Source organism: Streptomyces sp. NPDC059785 (assembly GCF_042732375.1).
Lineage (GTDB): Bacteria > Actinomycetota > Actinomycetes > Streptomycetales > Streptomycetaceae > Streptomyces.
In genome coordinates this window covers 48,215-69,066 of sequence record NZ_JBHWHV010000009.1, presented here as the reverse complement: position 1 = coordinate 69,066, position 20,852 = coordinate 48,215, and the positions used below count along the sequence as shown (strand labels likewise).

Sequence of the window (20,852 nt, the reverse complement as noted above, 5' to 3'; positions counted from 1 at the left end):
CGGTGACCGTCCGGTCGCCGATCAGCCTCCGCACCCGCTGTGAGGTGCAGGTGCCATCGTACGTGACCAACGCGCACGGGTGCCAGCCTATTCCGGCCCGCCGGGAGCGGCCCCGCCGAGCGGGTCCGTCACACGCCCCGCTGCCGCCGCTTGGCCGCCGCGATCGCGCGGTCCGACTCGCGCCGGTCCTGCTGTTCCCGCAGCGTCTGGCGCTTGTCGTACTCCTTCTTGCCGCGGGCGAGCGCGATCTCCGCCTTGGCCCGGCCGTCCTTGAAGTACAGCGCGAGGGGCACGATCGTGTGGCCCGTCTCCTGGGACTTCGACTCCAGCTTGTCGATCTCCTCGCGGTGCAGCAGGAGCTTGCGCTTGCGGCGCACCGAGTGGTTGGTCCAGGTCCCCTGCGCGTACTCCGGGATGTGGGCGTTGTGCAGCCACGCCTCGTTCCCGTCGATCTGGACGAAGCCGTCGGCCAGCGAGGCCCGCCCCTGACGCAGCGACTTCACCTCGGTGCCGGTGAGCACGATCCCGGCCTCGTAGGTGTCGATGATCGCGTAGTCGTGCCGCGCCTTCTTGTTCTGCGCGACGATCTTGCGCTTGCCGTCCTTCTTGCCCGAGCCGGACTGACCGCCCTGCTTCGGCTGGGACTCTTTTGGTACGTACATTCCCTTGGCCATAGTGCGGCCATTTTCGCACTACGAGGGGTCCCCGAGGCCACTCAATACCGTCTCCGCCCGCTGCACGGCCTCGTCGTCCGCCTCCAGGTCGGGCGTGATGCCCCGGCCGTCGACGCTGCGGCCCGACGGAGTGCGGTAGTGCCCGACGGTCAGCTCGGCGACGGAGCCGTCGGGCAGCCGGCTCGGCATCTGGACCGAGCCCTTGCCGAAGGTCCGGGAGCCCACGACGACCGCGCGGCCGCGGTCCTGGAGGGCGCCCGTGAGAAGCTCGGCCGCGCTCATCGTGCCGCCGTCGACGAGCGCGACCAGGGGTCTGTCGGTGTCCCCGCCGGACTCGGCGTGCAGCGCGCGCTGACTGCCCCGTACGTCGTACGTGGCGACCAGGCCGCCGTCGAGAAAGGCGGAGGCGGCCGTGACGGCCTCGGTGACCAGGCCGCCGGAGTTGCCCCTCAGGTCGAGGACGAGGCCGGCGTCCCGGGGGGCCGCGGCGACCGCGGCGCGCACCCGCTCGCCCGACCCCTTGGTGAAGGCGGCGACCTTGATCACGGTGACCCCGCCGGCCGGCCGCTGCACGGTCACCGGGTCCGTCGAGAGTCTGGCCCGGCGCAGCGTCTCCTGCCACGCGCGCGTGCCGCGCTCCAGGCCGACGGAGACCTCCGTACCGGCGGTGGCGCCCTCGGCGTCCCCGCGCAGCAGCGAGACGACCTCCGTCACCGGGCGGCCGTCGACGGAGCTGCCGTCCACGGTGCGCAGCCGGTCGCCCTTGCGGATGCCGGCCTGCGCGGCGGGCGAGCCGGCGCGCACCTTGGACACCTCGATACGGCCGTCACGCTCGCGCCTGGCCCACAGCCCGACGCCGGTGTACTCGCCGTCGAGGGCGTCCTCGAACTCCTCGTACTCGCCCTGGGAGTAGACCGCGTCCCAGCGCTCGCCGCTGCGGCTGACGGCGCGCTCGGCCGCCTCCATGGGGGACTTGCCGTCGGCCGCGGCCTCGGCGGCGGCCCGGGTGACGTCCTCGTGGTGGGCCGCCGAGGTCGAACGCGAGGGTGCGGGCCGGGTCTCGCGCTCCGGGTCGGGCAGCGAGCCGGTGGCGGCGCCCGCGGCGAGGACGCCGGCGAAGACCAATGTCAGGGCGGCCCCGCGGCCGATGCGGCGGGGCTGACACAACAGGTCTCGGCCTGACATGCGGGTGAGTCTAGGACAACGGATGGGGCCGTACCGCCGGTTGGCGGTACGGCCCCTGTTGGCATGCGTCACACCTTGAGGTACTTGCGCAACGCGAAGAACGCGGCAAGCGCCGGCATCAGCAGACTGACCGCGAGGATCAGCGGGAGCTTGGTGAACACGGCGTCCCAGCCGATGAAGTTGATCAGGTTCAGCTTCTCGGAGAGGGCCAGTCCGTGGTCGATGATGAAGTAGCGGGCGACGAGCAGGAAGCCGCACGCCACGCCGCCGCCGATGAGCCCGGCGACCGCCGCCTCCATGATGAACGGCGCCTGGATGTAGAAGCCGGAGGCGCCCACCAGGCGCATGATCCCGGTCTCCCGGCGCCGGCTGAACGCCGAGACGCGGACCGTGTTGACGATCAGCATCAGCGCGACGACCAGCATCATCGCCATCACCGCGCGGGCCGCCCAGTTCATGCCGTTCAGGAGCTCGAAGAGGTTGTCCAGGATGCCCTTCTGGTCCTGCACCGACTGCACGCCGTCACGCCCGTCGAAGGCGGTCGCGATGACCTGGTACTTCTCCGGGTCCTTCAGCTTGATGCGGTACGACTCCTGCATCTGGTCCGGAGTCAGTGAGCTGGCCAGCGGAGAGTCGCCGAACTGCTCCTTGTAGTGCTTGTACGCCTGGTCCGAGGACTCGTACTCCACCTTCTCGACGACGGTCATCTTGTTGAGGTCCGTCTTGATCTGGTCCTTCTGCTCGGAGGTGACCGCCCCCTTGGCGCAGTTGGGGTCGGACTCCGCGTCGCTCTTGTTGCAGAGGAAGATCGAGACGTTGACCTTGTCGTACCAGTAGCCCTTCATCGTGTTCACCTGGTCGCTCATCAGGAGCGAGCCGCCGAACAGGGCGAGGGAGAGGGCGACCGAGACGACGACCGCGAAGGTCATCGTCAGATTGCGACGGAGACCGACACCGATCTCCGACAGAACGAACTGGGCGCGCATGGCGTCTGCTTAAGCCTTTCCGTGGAGCCTTGGGGCCGTCAGTGCTGGTAGCCGTAGACGCCGCGTGCCTGGTCGCGGACGAGACGGCCCTTCTCCAGCTCGATGACGCGCTTGCGCATCTGGTCCACGATGTTCTGGTCGTGGGTCGCCATCACGACGGTCGTGCCCGTCCGGTTGATGCGGTCGAGCAGCTTCATGATGCCGACGGAGGTCTGCGGGTCGAGGTTGCCGGTCGGCTCGTCGGCGATGAGGAGCTTCGGCCGGTTGACGAAGGCGCGCGCGATGGCGACGCGCTGCTGCTCACCGCCGGAGAGCTCGCCCGGCATCCGGTCCTCCTTGCCGCCGAGACCGACGAGGTCGAGGACCTGGGGGACGGACTTGCGGATCTCGCCGCGCGACTTGCCGATCACCTCCTGCGCGAAGGCGACGTTCTCGCCGACCGTCTTGTTGGGCAGGAGACGGAAGTCCTGGAACACGGTCCCCAGCTGGCGGCGCATCTGCGGCACCTTCCAGTTGGAGATGCGCGCGAGGTCTTTGCCCAGAACGTGCACCTGACCGTGGCTGCACCGCTCCTCGCGGAGGATCAGCCGCAGGAAGGTGGACTTTCCGGAGCCGGAGGACCCCACCAGGAACACGAACTCGCCGCGCTCGACCTCCAGGGAGACATCCCTGAGAGCGGGGCGGGTCTGCTTGGGATAGACCTTGGAGACGTTGTCGAATCGGATCACGGGTGCACCACGGGTCGCCGGGGGTAGGTGAGCGTGACCATACGCGAACCGGCAGCGGGCGCGCAGTCGGCGTACGGGGTTGCGCGAGGCTTGCGCGTTTTGTCGCGGATCTGAGGGTCTTCTTCGAGCCTGTTCCCGTCCGGTACCGGGCAGGAGAGGGGGAGCCGCGCCGAATTCCCCGGAACCTGGCACAGTGGAAGGGGAACGGACGCGTTCCCCGCAGCGTTGTACACGGGGAGACACGGCGCAAGGAGGGCCAGCGCATGACGTACGACCGATTGGTGTGCGCGAACTGCGCGGCGCCCGTGAGCGAGGGCCGCTGCCCCGTCTGCCGCGCCAGCCGCGAGCGCCTCCAGCAGGAGAGCCCCTTCGCGGGCCTGAACCCGATGGCGCTGATCGCCCTGCTCGCGGTGCTCGTCGCGGCCGTGGCGCTGCTGGCACACCAGACGGCCTGAGCGGCCCGCCGGGCGGTCTGCACCGGGAGGCGCGCCGGATACGGGATGCGGCCCGACGGCCTGGGAGGCGCGCCGGGTACGTCCCAGGGTCCGGGAGGCAGGGTCCGGGAGGCAGGGTCCGCGAGACGCGCGCCGGGCGGCCCGGCAGCCGATCCGAGCGGCCCGAGCGCCGCTCACAGGCACCGTGAGGCCCATGCGGCCCGTCGCCCCGCACACAGCCCCACAAACATGAAGAAGGGCCCGGAGCGCGGTGCTCCGGGCCCTTCTCACGCGCGTGGCGCGGGTGCCGTCCGTCAGGCGGCGGCACCGCCGCGGCCGCTCACGAGGCGCGGCAGCATCCGGAAGCCGATGCCGCCGGCGATCATCGTGGCGGCGCCGACCAGCAGGAACGTGGTCTCGGCCGCACCGGTCTCGGCGAGCTCACCGTCGTTGGTGCCCTGCGCCGAGGTGCCGGAGCCGGTGTCCGAGCCGGTGTCGGTCAGCGCCGAGGTGCCCTCGTTCTGCTCGACGGGCTTGGAGCCGCCGCTGTCGGTGTCCTTGCCGCCGCCGTTGTCGCTGCCGCCGTTGTCACCGCCGCCGTTACCGCCACCGCCGTTGCCGTTGCCCGGGTCGGTCGGGTCCTCGGTGGGCTCGGTCGGCTCGTCGGTGGGCTCAGTCGGGTCGTCGGTCGGGTCCTCGGTGACCGGCGGGGTCGACGGCTGCTCAGTGGGCTCCTCGGTCGGGATGCCCGTCTCGGTCGGAGTCGGCGTCGGCGTGTCGTCGCCCTCGCCCGCGACCGTGACACCGACCTCGATGCCGCCCGCGTTGGCGCTGACATCGAGCGCCGAAGCGACACCCGCGGCGGTCAGCGAAGCACCGGCGGCGATCACCGCGCCGGCGGCTATCCGCGCCACACGGATCCGCGTCTTCTTCGTCATCTGGCTGCTACCCCCAGTAGCTGATCGTCAATGGAGCAGCGTCCGGGGCCACGGCGTCACAGGCGGCTTGAGTGGAGCCCCCCGGTTCACATGCGCCCCAGAAATACGCATGCCGCGCGTCAGCCTTCCCACTTTTCCCAGCAACGTCAAGGTCGTTGCGTACGCGATGTCCCAATGGATGTCATTTGCCCGCCGTGAGGACATGTGACTGTGATGTAAAACCCAGACTTCCCACACACAAAAGGCAACTGCCGTTCACTGAACGGCAGTTGCCTTGTCGACAAAGCGGCGGGAATTCCCTCGCCCCTCCGTGCGTGTCCTCGCTTGTACGCGCCTACTTCTCCTGCTGCTTGCGCCAGCGAATTCCGGCTTCGAGGAAACCGTCGATCTCGCCGTTGAAGACGGACTCGGGGTTGCCCACTTCGAACTCGGTACGCAGGTCCTTGACCATCTGGTACGGGTGCAGGACGTACGAACGCATCTGGTTGCCCCAGGAATTGCCGCCGTCGCCCTTGAGGGCGTCCATCTTGGCCTGCTCCTCCTGGCGGCGCCGCTCGAGCAGCTTGGCCTGGAGCACGTTCATGGCGGTCGCCTTGTTCTGGATCTGCGAGCGCTCATTCTGGCAGGAGACGACGATGCCGGTGGGCAGGTGGGTCAGCCGGACCGCGGAGTCCGTGGTGTTGACGCCCTGGCCGCCGGGGCCCGAGGAGCGGTAGACGTCCACGCGCAGCTCGGACTCGTCGATCTCGATGTGGTCGGTCTGCTCGACGACCGGCAGGATCTCGACACCGGCGAAGGAGGTCTGCCGGCGGCCCTGATTGTCGAACGGCGAGATCCGCACCAGCCGGTGGGTGCCCTGCTCCACGGAGAGCGTCCCGTAGGCGTACGGCGACTGGACGGAGAAGGTGGTCGACTTGATGCCGGCCTCTTCCGCGTACGACGTCTCGTACAGCTCGGTCTTGTAGCCGTGGCGCTCCGCCCAGCGCAGGTACATGCGCTGGAGCTTCTCGGCGAAGTCGGAGGCGTCGACGCCGCCGGCCTCGGCACGGATGGTGACGACGGCCTCACGGGAGTCGTACTCGCCGGACAGGAGGGTGCGGACCTCCATCTCGTCCAGCGCCTTCTTGACGGCCGTGAGCTCGGTCTCGGCCTCGGCGCGGGTGTCCGGGTCGTCCTCCTCCTCGGCCATCTCGAAGAGCACACCGAGGTCGTCGATCCTGCCGCGCAGGGCCTCCGCCTTGCGGACCTCGGCCTGGAGGTGGCTCAGCTTGCTGGTGATCTTCTGCGCCGCCTCCGGGTCGTCCCACAGCGACGGCGCGGCCGCCTGCTCCTCGAGCACGGCGACATCTGCCCTCATCCTGTCGAGGTCCAGGACGGCCTCGATCGACTCCATGGTCGAGGAGAGGGACTTGAGCTCTTCGGATACATCGACGACTGCCACGCCTCCAGCGTAACGGCTGCGGCAACCGAGCCGGCCCGGCCCGCCCCGCCGACCGGGGGCCGGGCGCTCAGGGGGAGGCGGGGGCCGAGTTGCGGGTGTCGTCCGGGGAGGTGTCTCCGTCGTCGCCCGACGTGGCGGCCCAGGCGCCTATGCCCACGGCCGCGACCAGGAGCACGCCCGCCACGCCCAGGGTGATCCGGCGGCGTCTGGCGGAGGCGCGGTGGCGGGCCGAGCCGGGGCGCGGCGCGCCCGCGGCCCGCGGCGCCCGCGCCGTGCCGCGCGCCCCGCCCGCCAGCTCGTCCGGCGCCGGGACCCGCATCGAGGTGTGGGTGTCCCGGTTGGAGTCGGGCTTGGCGCCGGGCACCAGCGGGACCGCGCCCCGGCGCACCCGCTCCCGCGGCGCGGCCGGCTCGGCGCTCTCCTCGTACGGGTCCTCCGCCGGTTCCGCGTCGGGCTCGTCGACGTCCAGCGGCCCCATCCCGGCCAGCAGCGGGAGCTGCTCGCGGAGCCGGGCGCCGAGCTCGGAGGCGCGCAGCCGGGAGGCGGGCGCCTTGGCCAGGCACTGCACGAGGAGCTGCCAGAGCTCCTCGGGGATGCCGGGCAGGGGCACCACGGTCTCCGTGACGTGCCGGCGCAGGATCGCGCCCGGGTGTCCACCGCCGAAGGGCGTGAACCCGGCCAGCAGCTCGTAGAGCACCGTCGCCAGGGCGTAGATGTCGACGGCGGCCCGCGGCGGCAGGCCCTCGATGATCTCGGGGGCCAGGTAGTCCGGGGTACCGATGATCTTCGTGGCGCGGGTCCGCTTGGGCGAGTCGATGAGCTTGGCCACCCCGAAGTCCGTCAGCAGGGCGGGGTGGGAGCCGCCGGGGCCGAGCGGGCCCTGCATGTCGAGCAGGACGTTCTCGGGCTTGACGTCCCGGTGGACGACGCCCGCGGCGTGCGCGGCGGCGAGTCCGTCGGCGACGTCGGCGACGATCGCGACGGCGGCCTCGGGGGCGAGGCGCCGCTCGCGGTCGAGCCGGGTGCGCAGGTCCGTGCCGCGGACCAGGTCCATGACGAGCGCCAGGTCGTTGCCGTCGACGACCAGGTCCCGCACCGCGACCACATGGGGGTGGTCGAGACCGAGCAGCGCCGTGCGCTCCTGGACGAAGCGGCCCACCAGCTCCTGGTCGGACGCCAGGTCCTCGCGCAGCAGCTTGATGGCGACGGGCCCCTCGGGCCCCTCGCCCAGCCACACCGTGCCGGCGCTGCCCCGCCCCAGGATCTGGTGGGCGGTGTACCGGCTCCCGATCTTGCGTGCCAAGAGTGCTCCTACAGACGCGTGTTGTCGCTAAAACTACGCGTCGCGGGAGCCAACCTTCACCGCCGAGGCGGAAATCACCCGTCAGATGTCGACAAATACCCAAGGCCGAGCCCCGGGGATCGCCGTTACGAGCTCCGGGTCACGCCTCTAGTTGGTGCCGCTGTCGCTGCCGCCGAGGTCGCCGATCCAGCCGCTGACCGTGCTGAACCAGTCGCTGAGCTGGGCCCAGTACCCCTTGGTGGTGCCGATCCACTCCTGGAGCGGGCTCAGCTCCCAGACCAGCCAGCCGGCCACGAAGAGGATGACGATCGTGAACAGGCACCCCTTGAGGCAGCCGAGTCCGGGAATCTTCATCGGGTTGGCGCTGCGCTGCCGCGGCTGCCGGGGCTCGCGCTGCGGCCGGGAGGGCTGCTGCGGCGCCTGGGGCTGCTGCGGCTGGGGGGTCGCGTAGCGGTGCTGCGGCTGCTGCTGCGGCGCGTACTGCTGGGGCTGCTGCTGCGGATACCCGTACTGGGGCGGCTGCTGCGGCTGCCTGCGCTGCTGGGGCCGCTGCTGCGGGCGGGCCACCTGCCGCTGGGGGCGGCGGCGCAGCGGGTCCTCGTTCGGGTCGAGGTACGACTGGACCTGCGTCTGCTCGTTGCGGTCGCGGGCCTGGCGGAGCTGGTTCTGCCAGGGGTGCGGGTCCTGCGGGCCGCCGGGCTGCCCGCCCGGCTGGTTCTGCGGCACCGGCGGCATGACGGCGGTCGGGTCGGCCGCGCCCCGGTTCGGCAGTACGGAGGTGGCGTCGGCGTCGCCGCCGGTGTGCGGCAGCACGCTGGTCGCGGCGTTCGGGTCGTACCCGCCCGCGCCGTGGGGCAGGACCTGCGTCGGGTCGGCCGAGCCGGGGACGCCGGAGCCGGGGACCGTGGCGGGGTCAGGGTCCGGCGCGAGCAGCGCGGCGACGCCCTCGGCGGCGGCGATCTGCGCGGAGTTCGCGTGCACGCCGATGCCCTCGGCGACCGTGCGCAGCGCGCGGGCCAGGTTCTCGGCGCTGGGGCGTTCGTCCGGGTTCTTGCGCAGGCAGCGCTCGATGACGGTCCACAGCGGGTCCGGGACGGTCGACGGGCGGCGCGGTTCGGCGCTCAGGTGCTGGTGCAGCACTTCGAGGGCGGACCCGCCGCCGAACGGCGGACGGCCGGTGACCAGCTCGTAGAGCATGATGCCCGCGCCGTAGATGTCCACGGCGGAGGTCTGCGGGCGGCCCTCGGCGGACTCGGGCGCGACGTACGCGGGGGTGCCGACGAACTCGTGCGTGCGGGTCAGGCCCGGCGAATCGGCGAGCCGGGCGATCCCGAAGTCCGTGAGCATCGGGTGCATGCCGCCGTCGTCCTGCTTGAGCAGCACGTTCGCGGGCTTGAGGTCGCGGTGCACCACGCCGTCGGCGTGGCTGGCGGCGAGCGCGTCGGCCACCTGGGCGGTCAGCAGGGCGGCGGCCACGGGCGTGAAGGGCCCGTTCTGGCGCAGGTAGCGGTGCAGGTCGGGGCCGTCGACGAGGTCCATGACCAGCGCCAGCAGGTCGCCCTCGACGACGAGGTCGCGGACCCGGACGATGTTCGGGTGGGTCAGACGCAGCAGGACGGAGCGCTCCCGCAGGAAGCGCATCACGATGTCCGCGTCGTTGGCCAGCTCCTCCTTGAGGACCTTGATGGCCACGGTCTCGCCGGGCTGCCCCGGGACGGCCGCCTCGGCGCCCGCGGTCTCCCTCTGGCGGGCTCGCCAGACGGTGCCTGTGGCGCCGCGTCCCAGCGGCTCCTCAAGGAGGTACTTGCTCCCTACCGGCCGCACGTCATGCGCTCCCTGCTGCTTGCTGCCCTGGTCGGTCCACCGTCGGCACCGTGCTTCGGGTGTTCCGCCCCACTGTAGTGCCGTCGAACGGAGGACCGGGCTGTCGTCTTGCTGTGCCTGTTCTTGTACGTGTTCCCGTACCGATGCGTTCCCGTCCGCGTTCGCTTGTGCGTTCCCGTACGTGTTCAAAGAGAAGACGCTCGCTTCGGACCGTTGGTTGCCGAAGCGTGAACGTGACCGATCTCAAGCGGACACCGGTCGTGCATTGGTCAGGCACTTTTGCGGGCAGAGCCGACCAATCAAGATCACTTACCGGTGGGGGGCGGGAAAGTTGTCAGTGGCAGGTGCGAGGATGCCCCCTGTACTGGCCGACGTGCCCGGTGCGGTGGGGGAGGCTGCGGTGGGGGACCGCGGCGCAGTCTCGTCCGCGTCGTCACCGGGCGCCCGCGCGGAAGGGACCGCTGACGGCGATGCAGATCCGGCTGACCGTCGTAGACCCGCTGGGCCCGCCCACGGAGCCCCGGGGGCACGCCGCCGCCCGCGGAGTGGATGTCCTGGTCACCGCGCCCGCCGGTACGGCGCTCGCCGCGGTGGCGTCCGCACTGGTCTCGGCGGTCGCAGGCGGCGACGGCCCCGCGGTGCTGTACGCGGGCGCGGAGCGGCTCGACGCCCAGCGCTGCACGCTCGGCGAGCCGCCGCTGACGGACGGCGCCGTGCTGTCCCTGGGCGCCCCCGCCGAGCACGGCCCCGACGAGAGCGACGTCGCCGCCCAGCTCCACGTGGTCGCGGGCCCGGACGCGGGCGGCGTCCACCTGCTGCACGGCGGGCAGATCCGCCTCGGCCGCTCCGCCGACGCGGACGTCCCGCTGGACGACCCGGACGTCTCCCGCCTGCACTGCGCGGTGACGGTCGCCCCGGACGGCCGGATCTCGGTCGCCGACCTCGGCTCGACGAACGGCACGGTCCTCGACGGCACGCGCGTGGGCGAGCGCCCCGTCCGCTTCGCACCCGGCGCGCTGCTGCGGGTCGGCGAATCCGCCCTGCGCCTGGCACCGCCCACCGGCGTGGGCACGGTGCCGACGGCGCCGGACGGAGAGGGACACGTGCGGCTGACCGACGAGGCCGGCCACCGCGACGGACCTTCCGGCACGGACCGCGCGGGCACGGCACCGTCCCCCTCCGCAGCCGCGTCGAACCCCGGGGGTACGGGGTTCCCCGGGGGACCGCGGCAGACGGCGGCCGTCCCCCACGCGCGCGTGAGCGGCGGCGCGGCGGGCGGAACGCGTACGGGCGGGGAACCCGGCGGTCGTACGACCGCACCCACCGCACCGTCCGACCCCTCTTCCCCCTCCCCCTCCCCCTCCCCCTCCGTCCCCTCCGCCGACACGCATCACGCCTACGGTCCGGGCGGGTGGGGTGCCGCCGGGGGCGTGCCCGGTGACACGCATGTCGTGCCCGGACAGAGCCGCGCACCCAGGATCGAGAGCACCCATGGGACCGGAAGCGCGCACGGCCCGGCGGCGAGTGCGCACGGGGAGGAGCCGGGTCCGTACGGCGATCCGGGGGGCACGCGGAAGGGGACGCCCACCCGGGGCACAGAGGTACCGCCCGGTGTGCGCAGGCGCGGGGGCCTGACCGCGTGGGCGCGCCGCCTGGCCGGTGGCCGGGCCGAGCAGCCGGACGCGGAGGGGACGGCGTACGAGACGGCGGGCGCGGCGGAGCTCCCGGCCACCGCGGCGCACCTGCCGGAGACCTGGCCCGACCCCGCGACGCTGCTGCTGACCGCGCTCGGCCCGGGCCCGCGGCTGTGGGAGCGCGGACCGCGCCACCCCGAGGCGCTCACGGTCCGGCTCGGGACGGCCGACCGTACGGCCTCCGACGGCTCGGGGCTGGTGCCCGCGGTGCCGGTGACGGCCGGACTGCGGGAGGCAGGGGCGCTGGGCCTGGCCGGACCCCGGGAGCGGCTGACGGGGCTGGCCCGCGCGGTCGTCGCCCAGCTCGCCGCGCTGCACTCCCCCGACATCCTGGAGCTCGTGCTGATCAGCACGGACCGCGCGCGTTCCGTCGGGGAGCGCACGGCCGAGTGGGCCTGGCTCGGCTGGCTGCCGCACCTGCGGCCCGCCCACGGCCAGGACTGCCGTCTGCTGCTCGCCTACGACCGCGACCAGGCGACGGCCCGCGCGGACGAGCTGCTGCGCCGCCTGGAGGACCAGGCGGCGGACGCGGCGCACGCGGCCGGTGCACCGTCGGCCGAAGCCGGGCCGTACACCGTGCTCGTCGTGGACGGCGACCCGGGCTGCGCGGCGCTGCGCGACGCCGTAGCACGGCTGGCCCGGGAGGGCGCCCGCGCCGGCATCCATGTGGTGTGCCTCGCCGAGACGGCGGCCGCGTCACCCGCCTCGCCGGTGACGGAGACGTACGAGGCGGCGTGCGCGGTGGCGCCCGGGTTCCGGGAGTGCGGAGCCGTCGCACTGCTGAGCGGTGACGTGGCCACGGCTCTGAGACTGATCCGGGTCGCCCGAGGCGGCCTCCCGGGGCAGGGCCGAGGGCAGATGCCGGAGCAGGGGGCCCTCGATGACGGCCCGGACGGTGCCCTGGTCGGGCACGGGACCGTCGCCGCGGTGGACGCCGTGTCCGCGGCGTGGGCCGAGCGGTTCGCGCGGGCGCTGGCGCCGCTGCGCACGGACGGCACCGGCGACCGGCACGCGCGCGTGTCCGCGCCGCTGCCCCAGGCAGCCCGGCTACTGGACGAACTGGGCCTCGCCCGGGCCACCCCGGCGTCGCTGCTGGCGCGCTGGGCCGACGCGGCCGACGACACGGAGGTGCCGGGCGGCCGGGCGCGCGCCGTCCTCGGGGCGGGCCCGCGCGGACCGGTCTGCACGGACCTGGCCGCCGAGGGACCGCATCTGCTGGTCGAGGGGCCCCCGGGCAGCGGCCGCACCGAACTGCTGCGTTCGATCGCCGCGTCACTCGCCGCCGCGGACCGCCCCGACCGGCTCGGGATCATCCTGATAGACGGGCGGGACCGTACCGGGGGCAACGACGTCTCCCCGTCCGACGGCCTCGGCTCCTGTACGGACCTGCCGCACGTGTCCACCCACCTGACCGCCAACGACCCGGTCAGGATGCGGGAGTTCGCCCAGGCGCTGAGCGCGGAGCTCAAACGGCGGGCCGAGCTGCTCGGCCGGCTGGACTTCACCGAGTGGCACACCGGGCGCGAGGTGTCGGGCCGGATGGTCACCCAGCGCTCGGCACGCGGCGCACACCCCGCACCCAACCCCTCAGGGTCCGGTGACCTCGACACCCCGACCAGTTCGACGATACGGCTGCGGCCTGCGGCGGCCGGACAGCGCCCGGAGCCGGGGCCGCCGCTGGCCCGGCTCGTGGTGGTGGTCGACGACCTGGACGCGCTGCTGTCGCCGGCGCTCGGCTCGCCGGGCCGGCCCTCGGCAGGCTCGGTCGTCAGAGCCCTGGAGGCCGTCGCCCGGGAGGGCGAGCGGCTCGGGGTGCACCTGGTGGCGGCGATCGGGACCGGCGGGCGCGCAGCGGAGTCGGAGCCGGCCCGCTCGACCACACTGCGCGTCACCCTGGAGACACCGACTCCGGGACCGGACGAACCGGCGCCCGGACGCGGCCGGCTGACCGGCGCGGACGGCCGGGTCACGCCGTTCCAGGGCGGCCGGGTCACCGGCCGGATCCCGCGTACGGCGACGCTGCGCCCCACTGTCGTCCCCCTGGAGTGGCACCGCATGGGCGACCCCCCGGCCCGCCGCCCCGTACGGGAACTGGGCAACGGCCCGACCGACCTGGCCCTCCTGGCCAGCGCCCTGGAACGAGCAGCACGCTCAGTCGCAGCAACACAGGTCCCGTCACTGCCGTAACCGAAGAGCCCCCGGCCTGAAGGGGCCGTTCTGGCGTCAGCCGAGGCGCTTCCCGCAGCCGCCCGCGGACGAAGTGGCCGTGCCGAACGCCCCGCTGCCGGCAGCCGCAATCCGGCGGAAGTGGCCGTGCCGAACGCCTCACGACCGACAGCCGCAATCCGGCGGAAGGGGCCGTGCCGGTACATCAGATGCCCGTCGATCACGTGGTCGCACACCAAGTCGGTCATCTGAACCCCCTCGGTGACCACGGGAGCGACGGGCGGATGTACCGGCACGGCCCCGGCCCCCCCCCCCACCCCCCCCCGCCCCCCCCCCCCCCCCCCCCCCCCCCCCCCCCCCCCCCCCCCCCCCCCCCCCCCGCCCCCCCCCCCCCCCCCCCACTCCCGGCGCCCCACACAACCCCTGAACGCTCCCCCCCCGCGCTCCCCCCGGGCGCGGGGGGGGCTGGCCCCGCCACGGCCCCGACCCACCCCGACACGGCCGGCGCCACGGCGCCACCCGCGCCACCCGCCCCACCCGGCCCCACCCGGCCCCTGCCGGAGCCCCGCCAGAGACCCGCACGTCACGACGCGGTCACGATCGGTCACTTGACACCGCAGGCGCTCTTGCCGCCCCCGACCGCGCGGGCTAGACCAGAGCGGACGGGACTCCCCTCGGACGTTCGACGAGGAACGAAGAACGGGGCACTGATGCGCAGCACTCTCCGTACACGCACCACCCCACAGGCCGCACGATCCCCACAGGCCGCACGGACCGCACGATCCGCGCAGGCCGCACGAGCCACCGCGGCAGCCGTCGTGGCCGGCGCACTCGCGCTGGCGCTCACCGCATGCGGCGGTGACGACGACAAGAACTCGACAGGCAGCGGCAAGGAGACCGGCGGGACCTCCGAGCCGAGCGTCCAGCTGCCGAACCTCAAAGGCCAGACCCTCGAAGTCGCGGCCGTGTGGACCGGCGCGGAGCAGAAGAACTTCATGAAGGTCATGGACGAGTTCGAGAAGCGCACCGGCGCCGAGATCGGCTTCGTGCCCACCGGCAACAACACGTCCACCTTCCTCGGTACCAAGATCCAGGGCGGCAAGCCGCCGGACGTCGCCTTCCTCCCCCAGGTCGGCGTGTTGCACCAGTTCGCCGAGAAGGGCTGGGTCAAGCCGCTGGGCGCCGAGGCCCAGGCTCAGGTCGACAAGAACTTCTCGCAGGGCTGGAAGGACCTCGGCGCCTACAAGGGCAAGCAGTACGGCGCGTACGTGAAGGCCGCCAACAAGTCCCTCGTCTGGTACAACACCGCGAACTTCGAGGCAGCGGGCCTCAGCGACACCCCGAAGACCTGGAAGGACTTCCTGTCCACCGCGCAGACGCTCTCGGACGCCGGCTCCCCCGCCGTGTCCATCGGCGGTGCGGACGGCTGGACGCTGACCGACTGGTTCGAGAACGTCTACCTCTCCCAGGCGGGCCCGGAGAAGTACGACCAGCTCGCCGCGCACAAGATCAAGTGGACGGACCCGTCGGTCAAGAAGGCCCTGACCACGCTCGCCGAGCTGTGGGGCAAGGACGAGCTGATCGCGGGCGGCAGAAAGGGCGCGCTCAACACGGAGTTCCCGAAGTCGGTCACGCAGACCTTCAGCGGTGACACCCCGGCCGGCATGGTCTTCGAGGGCGACTTCGTGACGGCGAACATCAACGCCGACACCAAGGCCGAGGTCGGCACGGACGCCAAGGTCTTCTCCTTCCCGGCGGTCGGCGACGCCTCGCCGGTGGTCAGCGGCGGCGACGCCGCGGTGATCCTGAAGGACGGCGAGGGCGCCCAGGCGCTGCTGACCTTCCTCGCCTCCACGGACGCGGCCGAGATCTGGGCGGCGCAGGGCGGCTTCCTCTCCCCCAGCAAGACGATGGACCAGGCCACGTACAAGGACGCGGTGACCCGGCAGATCGCCAAGGCGCTGGTCGAGGCAGGCGACGACTTCCGGTTCGACATGTCCGACCAGGCGCCGGCGGCCTTCGGCGGCACCCAGGGCGTCGGCGAGTGGAAGGACCTCCAGGACTTCCTGAGCAACCCGAAGGACGTGGCGGGCACGCAGCAGAAGCTCGAGGCGGACGCCGCCAAGGCGTACGCGGACCAGTGACGGCGCCGGCATGTCCTCCGTAACGAAGACGGCGGAAGGCACCGGCGCGCTGCCGCCGGTGCCCGCCGCCAAGTCGCGCAAGAGCGTGACGCGGACCCGGCTGTGGGTGGCGGTGCTGTTCCTGCTGCCCGCGCTGGTGCTGCTCGGCGCGCTCGTGGTCTACCCGATCGGTTACTCGGTCTGGCGCAGTCTCTACGACGCCGACGGCTCCGGCTTCGTCGGCCTGGAGAACTACGGCGACATCTTCACGAACGACGCCACGCTGACGGCGGTCCGCAACACCGCGATCTGGGTCGCCGTCGCCCCCGCGCTCGTCACGGTGCTCGGCCTGATCTTCGCCGTGCTGACCGAACGGGTGCGCTGGGGCACGGCGTTCAAACTGATCGTCTTCATGCCGATGGCGATCTCCATGCTCGCCGCGGGCATCATCTTCCGCCTGGTCTACGAGCAGGACCCGGACCAGGGCGTGGCCAACGCGGTCGTCACCTCGGTGCACGACGCGTTCACCGACTCCTCGGTCTACCCCAAAGCCCGCCCGAACGCCCAGGTCAGCGATCTGAAAGCGTCCGGCGGCGGTTCGTTCACCACGGCCTCAGCGGTACAACCGGGCACTCCGGCGCTGCTCCCCCTCGTCGGTATCGCGCCGAACCGGCTGCCCGGCGACCCGCGGGACGCCAAGGCGGCCGCCCCCGCCGAGGACGCGGTCACCGGGACCGTCTGGCTGGACTTCAAGCTCGGCGGCGGCGGTGAGAAGGGCGCCGTCGACGCGGGCGAGAAGGCGCTGGAGGGCGTGCAGGTGGAGGCCGTCAAGGGCAGCGAGGTGGTCGCCTCGGCGACCAGCGGCGCCGACGGCACGTTCCGGCTGCCGCGGGAGGCGGACGGGGCGCGACTGCGCCTGCCGGGCTCGAACTTCGCCGCCCCGTACAACGGTGTCGACTGGCTCGGCCCGACGCTGGTGACCCCGTCCATCATCGCCTCGTACGTCTGGATGTGGGCCGGGTTCGCCATGGTGCTGATCGCGGCCGGGCTCGCGGGAGTCGACCGCAATCTCCTGGAGGCGGCCCGGGTGGACGGTGCCAACGAGTGGCAGGTGTTCCGCCGGGTCACCGTGCCGCTGCTGGCGCCGGTCCTGATCGTGGTCCTGGTCACGCTGATGATCAACGTGATGAAGATCTTCGACCTCGTCTACATCATCGCGCCGCAGCCCAGCCAGGACGACGCCAACGTCCTCGCCCTCCAGTTGTTCCTGTCGTCCTTCGGCGGCGGCGGCAACTACGGCGTGGGCAGCGCGATCGGCGTGCTCCTGCTGCTGCTCGTCCTGCCGATGATGTTCGTCAACATCCGCCGTCTGCGGAAGGAGCGCGAGCGGTGACCGCGTCCGACACGTCCGTGCGCGCCAAGCGCTCCGTAGCCGCCCGGGTCGCCAGTGGTGCCGCCGGCGGCGCGCTGCGCGTCTTCCTGCTGCTGGTGGCGGTGTTCTGGCTGGTGCCCGCCTTCGGCCTGCTGGTGTCGTCGTTCCGCGAACCGACCGACATCGCCTCCTCGGGCTGGTGGAAGGTCTTCTCGGCGCCCGCCCAGCTCACCACCGCGAGCTACAAGTCGCTCCTGGAGAACGACGACATCACCAGCTCGCTGCTGAACACGGTCTGGATCACGGTCCCGGCGACCCTGCTCGTGGTCTTCATCGGCGCGATGGCCGGGTACGCCTTCGCGTGGATGGACTTCAAGGGCCGCGACTGGTGGTTCATGGCCGTGGTGGCGCTGCTCGTGGTGCCGGTGCAGGTGGCGCTGATCCCGCTGTCCGACCTCTTCGGCAAGATCGGCATCTTCGGCGACATCATCGGGGTGGTGCTGTTCCACGTCGGCTTCGGACTGCCCTTCGCGATCTTCCTGTTGCGCAACTTCTTCGCGGAGATCCCCCGGGAACTCCTGGAGGCGGCGCGGCTGGACGGCGCCGGTGAGGCCCGGCTGTTCCTGACGGTCGTCCTGCCGCTCGGCGCGCCGGCGATCGCGTCCCTGGGCATCTTCCAGTTCCTGTGGGTGTGGAACGACATGCTCGTCGCCCTGGTCTTCTCCGACCACGGCTCGCAGCCGCTGACCGTCGCCCTGCAACAGCAGGTGCGGCAGTTCGGCGCCAACATCGACGTACTGGCGCCGGGCGCCTTCATCTCGATGGTGATCCCGCTGGCGGTGTTCTTCGCCTTCCAGCGGCAGTTCGTGTCCGGTGTGATGGCGGGCGCGGTCAAGTAGCGGTACGGCACACCGGTCGGAGGGGCGGGCCCGCGAGGTCCGCCCCTCCGACGGCGTAACCCCGTCCCTTTCACGCCGTGACCTCGGGCGGGAGGGCGTCCCCCGGATGCCGCGTCTGGCGTAACCAGATCATCCCTTCGGCCGTTTCAGGGCAGTATGCCCGTGCCGACCCATGGATGTGCCTTGCCCAGGTTCAGTGTCATCGTCCCCGCGTACAGGGTTCAGGCGTACCTTCCGGAATGCCTCGAATCGGTGCTGGAGCAGTCCTGTACCGATCTTGAACTGATCGCGGTCGACGACTGCTCGCCGGACGCCTGCGGTGCGGTCATCGACGAGTTCGCGGCCCGCGACGCGCGCGTCCGCCCGGTGCACCTGACCGAGAACGTGGGCCTGGGCCGCGCCCGCAACGCCGGGCTCGACCGCGCGCGAGGCGACTACCTGCTCTTCCTGGACGGCGACGACAGCCTCACCCCGCACGCGCTGCGGGCGATCGCCGACCGGCTGAAGGAGACCGGCGATCCGGACGTCCTGGTCTACGACTACGCGCGCACCTTCTGCTCGGGCCGGAGCACCCGCAACCAGCTCGCCGACCGGCTGACCGAACAGGGCCCCGCCCCGTTCCGGCTCGCCGACCGGCCCGGCCTGCTCGACGTGCTGATGGTGGTCTGGAACAAGGCGTACCGGCGCGAGTACGTCGAGCGGGCGGCCTTCACCTTCCCGCCCGGCTACTACGAGGACACCCCGTGGACGTACCCGGTGCTGATGTCCGCGGAGACCGTCGCCACCCTCGACCGGGTCTGCGTGCACTACCGCCAGCGCCGCCGCGGCTCCATCCTCGGCACGACCAGCCGCAAGCACTTCGATGTCTTCGAGCAGTACGACCGGGTCTTCGCCCATCTCGCCGCCCACCCGGAGCTGGCGCGCTGGCACCCGGTGCTGTTCCGGCGGATGGTCGACCACCTGGCCACGGTGTTCGTCCGGCGCGGGCGGCTGCCGCGCGGCACCCGCGCCGAGTTCCTGCGCCGGGCCCGGCTCCACTGCGCCCGCCACCGGCCGGGCGGCGGCGCGGCGCGCGGCCGGCGGCTGCCCGCCGGGGCGCGGCCGGAGCACTGGGGCGGCGCGCGGCTGCGGCACGCGCTGGTCCGGCTCGGCGGCCACCGCACGTACCGGCTGCTGTCGCTGGGGTCGCGCTTCTCCAGACGGGTGCTGCGGCTGACCGGCGGGGTGCTGCGCCGGACCCGGCGCGCGGTCCTGCGCGTCCACTACCGCGTCCAGCTCCTCCTGCCGCTGCGCGCCGACCGCGCCGTCTTCACCGGCCACCGGGGGCGCGGCTACGGCTGCAACCCGGGCGCCCTTGAGGCCGCCTTCCGCGAGTTCGCCCCGCACATCCGTACGACCTGGATCGCGGCCCCCGAGCACCACCACACGGTGCCGGCCGCGACCCGCCGGGTGCGTCCCGGGTCGGCCGCGTACTGGACGGCGCTGGCCCGCTCGGCGTACCTGGTCGGCAGCACCGGCTTCGACCCCCGGCTGGTCAAGCGGGCCGGGCAGACCGTGGTCCAGACACAGGCCGGCACCCCGCTCAAGCGGATGGGCCTCGATCTCCAGGACCGTCCGGCCGCCGCCCGCGACACCGACTTCGCGGCGCTGCTGCGCGACGCGGACGCCTGGGACTACTGCCTGTCCGCCAACCGGCACTCCACCCTGACCTGGGAGCGCGTCCACCCCGCCGCGTACGCGACGCTGGAGTACGGGCAGCCGCGCACCGACGTCTTCCACCGGGCGACCCCGGCGGACGTGGCCCGGCTGCGCGCGTCCCTCGGCATCCCCGAGTCCGCCGTCGCCGTGCTGTACGCGCCGACGTACCGCGACTACCGGCGCACCCAGCACCGGCCGCTCGACCTGGCCCGGCTGCTGCGGCTGCTGGGCCCCGGCTTCGTACTCCTCACCCGCGCCCACCCCTCCTACGGCGCCCCGCTGGCGGAGCCCGGCGGCGGCCCGGACCGGCTCATCGACGTGACCGCCCACCCGAGCGTGGAATCGCTCTGCCTGGCGTCGGACGCGCTGATCACGGACTACTCGTCGCTGCTGTTCGACTACGCGGGCCTGGACCGGCCGATCGTGGTGTACGCCGACGACCGCGAGGCGTACGAGGCGGCCCGCGGCACCTACTTCGACCTGCGGTCCTTTCCGCCGGGCGCGGTCGCGCGCAGCGAGGACGAGCTGATCGACGTCTTCGTCACCGGCCACTGGTGCGGCTCCCGCTCCACGCAGCTCCGCGCCGCGTTCCGCGAACGCTTCTGCCCGCACGACGACGGCCACGCCGCAGAACGGGTGGTCCGCCATGTCGTCCTCGGCGAGGAGCCGGGCCTGCCACCGGTGATCCCCTTGACGGACCGCACCCCTGTGCCGTCGGCGACGGCACCCCGGCCCCGTACGACGACCGCGCCCGCCACACCGGCCCGCCCCACCGTGCCCGGCGGCGCGACCGTACCGGCCCGCCCCACGACCCCCGGCGCACCGGTCCCGGCGACGGACGCGAAGGCGCCGCCCGCCGAGGCCCCCCACGCGGCGTCGCCCGCCGAGCCCCCGCCGACCAGCGCACGGCCCCGCACGGAACCACCGCCCGGCCCAACCGCTCCCGCACCCACCACAGCTCCGCCCGCACCGGCCCCAGCACCCGCACCCACCCCGGCCGCGCCCGTCACACCTGAGCCCCCGCCCACCAGCACACGGCCCCGCACGGAACCACCGCCCGGCCCCACCGCTCCCGCACCCACCACAGCGCCCACCGCACCGGCCCCAGCACCCGCACCCACCCCGGCCGCGCCCGTCACACCTGAGCCCCCACCCACCAGCGCACGGCCCCGCACAGAACCACCGCCCGGCCCCACCGCTCCCGCACCCACCACAACGCCCACCGCACCGGCCCCAGCACCCGCACCCACCCCGGCCGCGCCCGTCACACCTGAGCCCCCACCCACCAGCGCACGGCCCCGCACGGAACCACCGCCCGGCCCCACCGCTCCCGCACCCACCACAGCGCCCACCGCACCGGCCCCAGCACCCGCACCCACCCCGGCCG

At 73.0% G+C, this 20,852-nt stretch carries 13 protein-coding genes and 1 pseudogene; 6 read left to right on the top strand and 8 right to left on the bottom strand.

All coding sequences use genetic code 11. The features are described 5' to 3' along the window. Window positions 1–128: 128 nt before the first annotated feature. The 4 genes from smpB to ftsE form a co-directional block, all read right to left on the bottom strand. A complete protein-coding gene (smpB, locus tag ACFV6E_RS09290; protein ID WP_385164116.1) occupies window positions 129–662 on the bottom strand; it encodes an SsrA-binding protein SmpB in 534 nt (177 codons plus the stop codon). A gap of 30 nt (window positions 663–692) precedes the next feature. Continuing rightward, window positions 693–1,859, bottom strand: a complete 1,167-nt coding sequence (locus ACFV6E_RS09285) for a S41 family peptidase (RefSeq protein WP_385164083.1) — start codon at window positions 1,857–1,859, stop codon at window positions 693–695. Window positions 1,860–1,927: 68 nt separating this feature from the next. Then, the gene (gene ftsX / locus ACFV6E_RS09280) at window positions 1,928–2,845 is read right to left on the bottom strand and encodes a permease-like cell division protein FtsX (RefSeq protein WP_385164086.1); all 918 of its coding nucleotides are present in this window, start codon (window positions 2,843–2,845) and stop codon (window positions 1,928–1,930) included. Window positions 2,846–2,883: 38 nt separating this feature from the next. Further along, entirely contained in the window at window positions 2,884–3,573 is a 690-nt protein-coding gene (gene ftsE / locus ACFV6E_RS09275) for a cell division ATP-binding protein FtsE (protein WP_385164089.1), read from the bottom strand. Window positions 3,574–3,836: 263 nt separating this feature from the next. Between ftsE and ACFV6E_RS09270 the strand changes: the two genes are divergently transcribed. Further along, the gene (locus ACFV6E_RS09270) at window positions 3,837–4,028 is read left to right on the top strand and encodes a hypothetical protein (RefSeq protein ID WP_385164092.1); all 192 of its coding nucleotides are present in this window, start codon (window positions 3,837–3,839) and stop codon (window positions 4,026–4,028) included. Between the two features lie 293 nt (window positions 4,029–4,321). On the opposite strand, the gene ACFV6E_RS09265 is transcribed toward ACFV6E_RS09270, so the two are convergent. The 4 genes from ACFV6E_RS09265 to ACFV6E_RS09250 form a co-directional block, all read right to left on the bottom strand. Further along, the gene (locus ACFV6E_RS09265; protein ID WP_385164094.1) at window positions 4,322–4,945 is read right to left on the bottom strand and encodes a hypothetical protein; all 624 of its coding nucleotides are present in this window, start codon (window positions 4,943–4,945) and stop codon (window positions 4,322–4,324) included. A 334-nt stretch (window positions 4,946–5,279) separates the two neighbouring features. After that, window positions 5,280–6,386, bottom strand: a complete 1,107-nt coding sequence (prfB, locus tag ACFV6E_RS09260; RefSeq protein WP_385164098.1) for a peptide chain release factor 2 — start codon at window positions 6,384–6,386, stop codon at window positions 5,280–5,282. A 67-nt stretch (window positions 6,387–6,453) separates the two neighbouring features. After that, the gene (locus ACFV6E_RS09255) at window positions 6,454–7,689 is read right to left on the bottom strand and encodes a serine/threonine-protein kinase (RefSeq protein WP_385460223.1); all 1,236 of its coding nucleotides are present in this window, start codon (window positions 7,687–7,689) and stop codon (window positions 6,454–6,456) included. A gap of 147 nt (window positions 7,690–7,836) precedes the next feature. Continuing rightward, window positions 7,837–9,513, bottom strand: a complete 1,677-nt coding sequence (locus ACFV6E_RS09250; protein WP_385164104.1) for a serine/threonine-protein kinase — start codon at window positions 9,511–9,513, stop codon at window positions 7,837–7,839. A 470-nt stretch (window positions 9,514–9,983) separates the two neighbouring features. On the opposite strand from ACFV6E_RS09250, the gene ACFV6E_RS09245 reads away from it, so the two are divergent. The 5 genes and pseudogenes from ACFV6E_RS09245 to ACFV6E_RS09225 all read left to right on the top strand — a co-directional run. After that, window positions 9,984–13,394 carry an FHA domain-containing protein gene (locus ACFV6E_RS09245; RefSeq protein WP_385460221.1) on the top strand — a complete coding sequence of 1,137 codons (3,411 nt, stop codon included), beginning with the start codon at window positions 9,984–9,986 and terminating at the stop codon, window positions 13,392–13,394. A 689-nt stretch (window positions 13,395–14,083) separates the two neighbouring features. Beyond that, window positions 14,084–15,517: an ABC transporter substrate-binding protein gene (locus tag ACFV6E_RS09240; RefSeq protein WP_385460219.1), complete on the top strand. Its 1,434-nt coding sequence runs from the start codon at window positions 14,084–14,086 to the stop codon at window positions 15,515–15,517. 10 nt (window positions 15,518–15,527) lie between these two features. Next, window positions 15,528–16,889, top strand: coding sequence for a carbohydrate ABC transporter permease (locus ACFV6E_RS09235; protein WP_385460217.1), 1,362 nt, complete (start codon window positions 15,528–15,530; stop codon window positions 16,887–16,889). Next, entirely contained in the window at window positions 16,886–17,767 is an 882-nt protein-coding gene (locus ACFV6E_RS09230; protein WP_385165845.1) for a carbohydrate ABC transporter permease, read from the top strand. Before ACFV6E_RS09235 ends, ACFV6E_RS09230 begins: the two co-directional genes overlap by 4 nt. Window positions 17,768–17,950: 183 nt before the next feature. Then, a pseudogene (locus tag ACFV6E_RS09225) lies at window positions 17,951–20,245 on the top strand (CDP-glycerol glycerophosphotransferase family protein); the annotation flags it as partial. Window positions 20,246–20,852 lie beyond the last annotated feature (607 nt).

Excerpts from the sequence above, each read along its gene's own strand:
- smpB (WP_385164116.1), bottom strand. The coding sequence starts at position 662 with ATGTACGTACCAAAAGAGTCCCAGCCGAAGCAGGGCGGTCAGTCCGGC.
- ACFV6E_RS09285 (WP_385164083.1), bottom strand. The coding sequence starts at position 1,859 with ATGTCAGGCCGAGACCTGTTGTGTCAGCCCCGCCGCATCGGCCGCGGG.
- ftsX (WP_385164086.1), bottom strand. The coding sequence starts at position 2,845 with ATGCGCGCCCAGTTCGTTCTGTCGGAGATCGGTGTCGGTCTCCGTCGC.
- ACFV6E_RS09270 (WP_385164092.1), top strand. The coding sequence starts at position 3,837 with ATGACGTACGACCGATTGGTGTGCGCGAACTGCGCGGCGCCCGTGAGC.
- ACFV6E_RS09265 (WP_385164094.1), bottom strand. The coding sequence starts at position 4,945 with ATGACGAAGAAGACGCGGATCCGTGTGGCGCGGATAGCCGCCGGCGCG.
- ACFV6E_RS09245 (WP_385460221.1), top strand. The coding sequence starts at position 9,984 with ATGCAGATCCGGCTGACCGTCGTAGACCCGCTGGGCCCGCCCACGGAG.
- ACFV6E_RS09240 (WP_385460219.1), top strand. The coding sequence starts at position 14,084 with ATGCGCAGCACTCTCCGTACACGCACCACCCCACAGGCCGCACGATCC.
- ACFV6E_RS09235 (WP_385460217.1), top strand. The coding sequence starts at position 15,528 with ATGTCCTCCGTAACGAAGACGGCGGAAGGCACCGGCGCGCTGCCGCCG.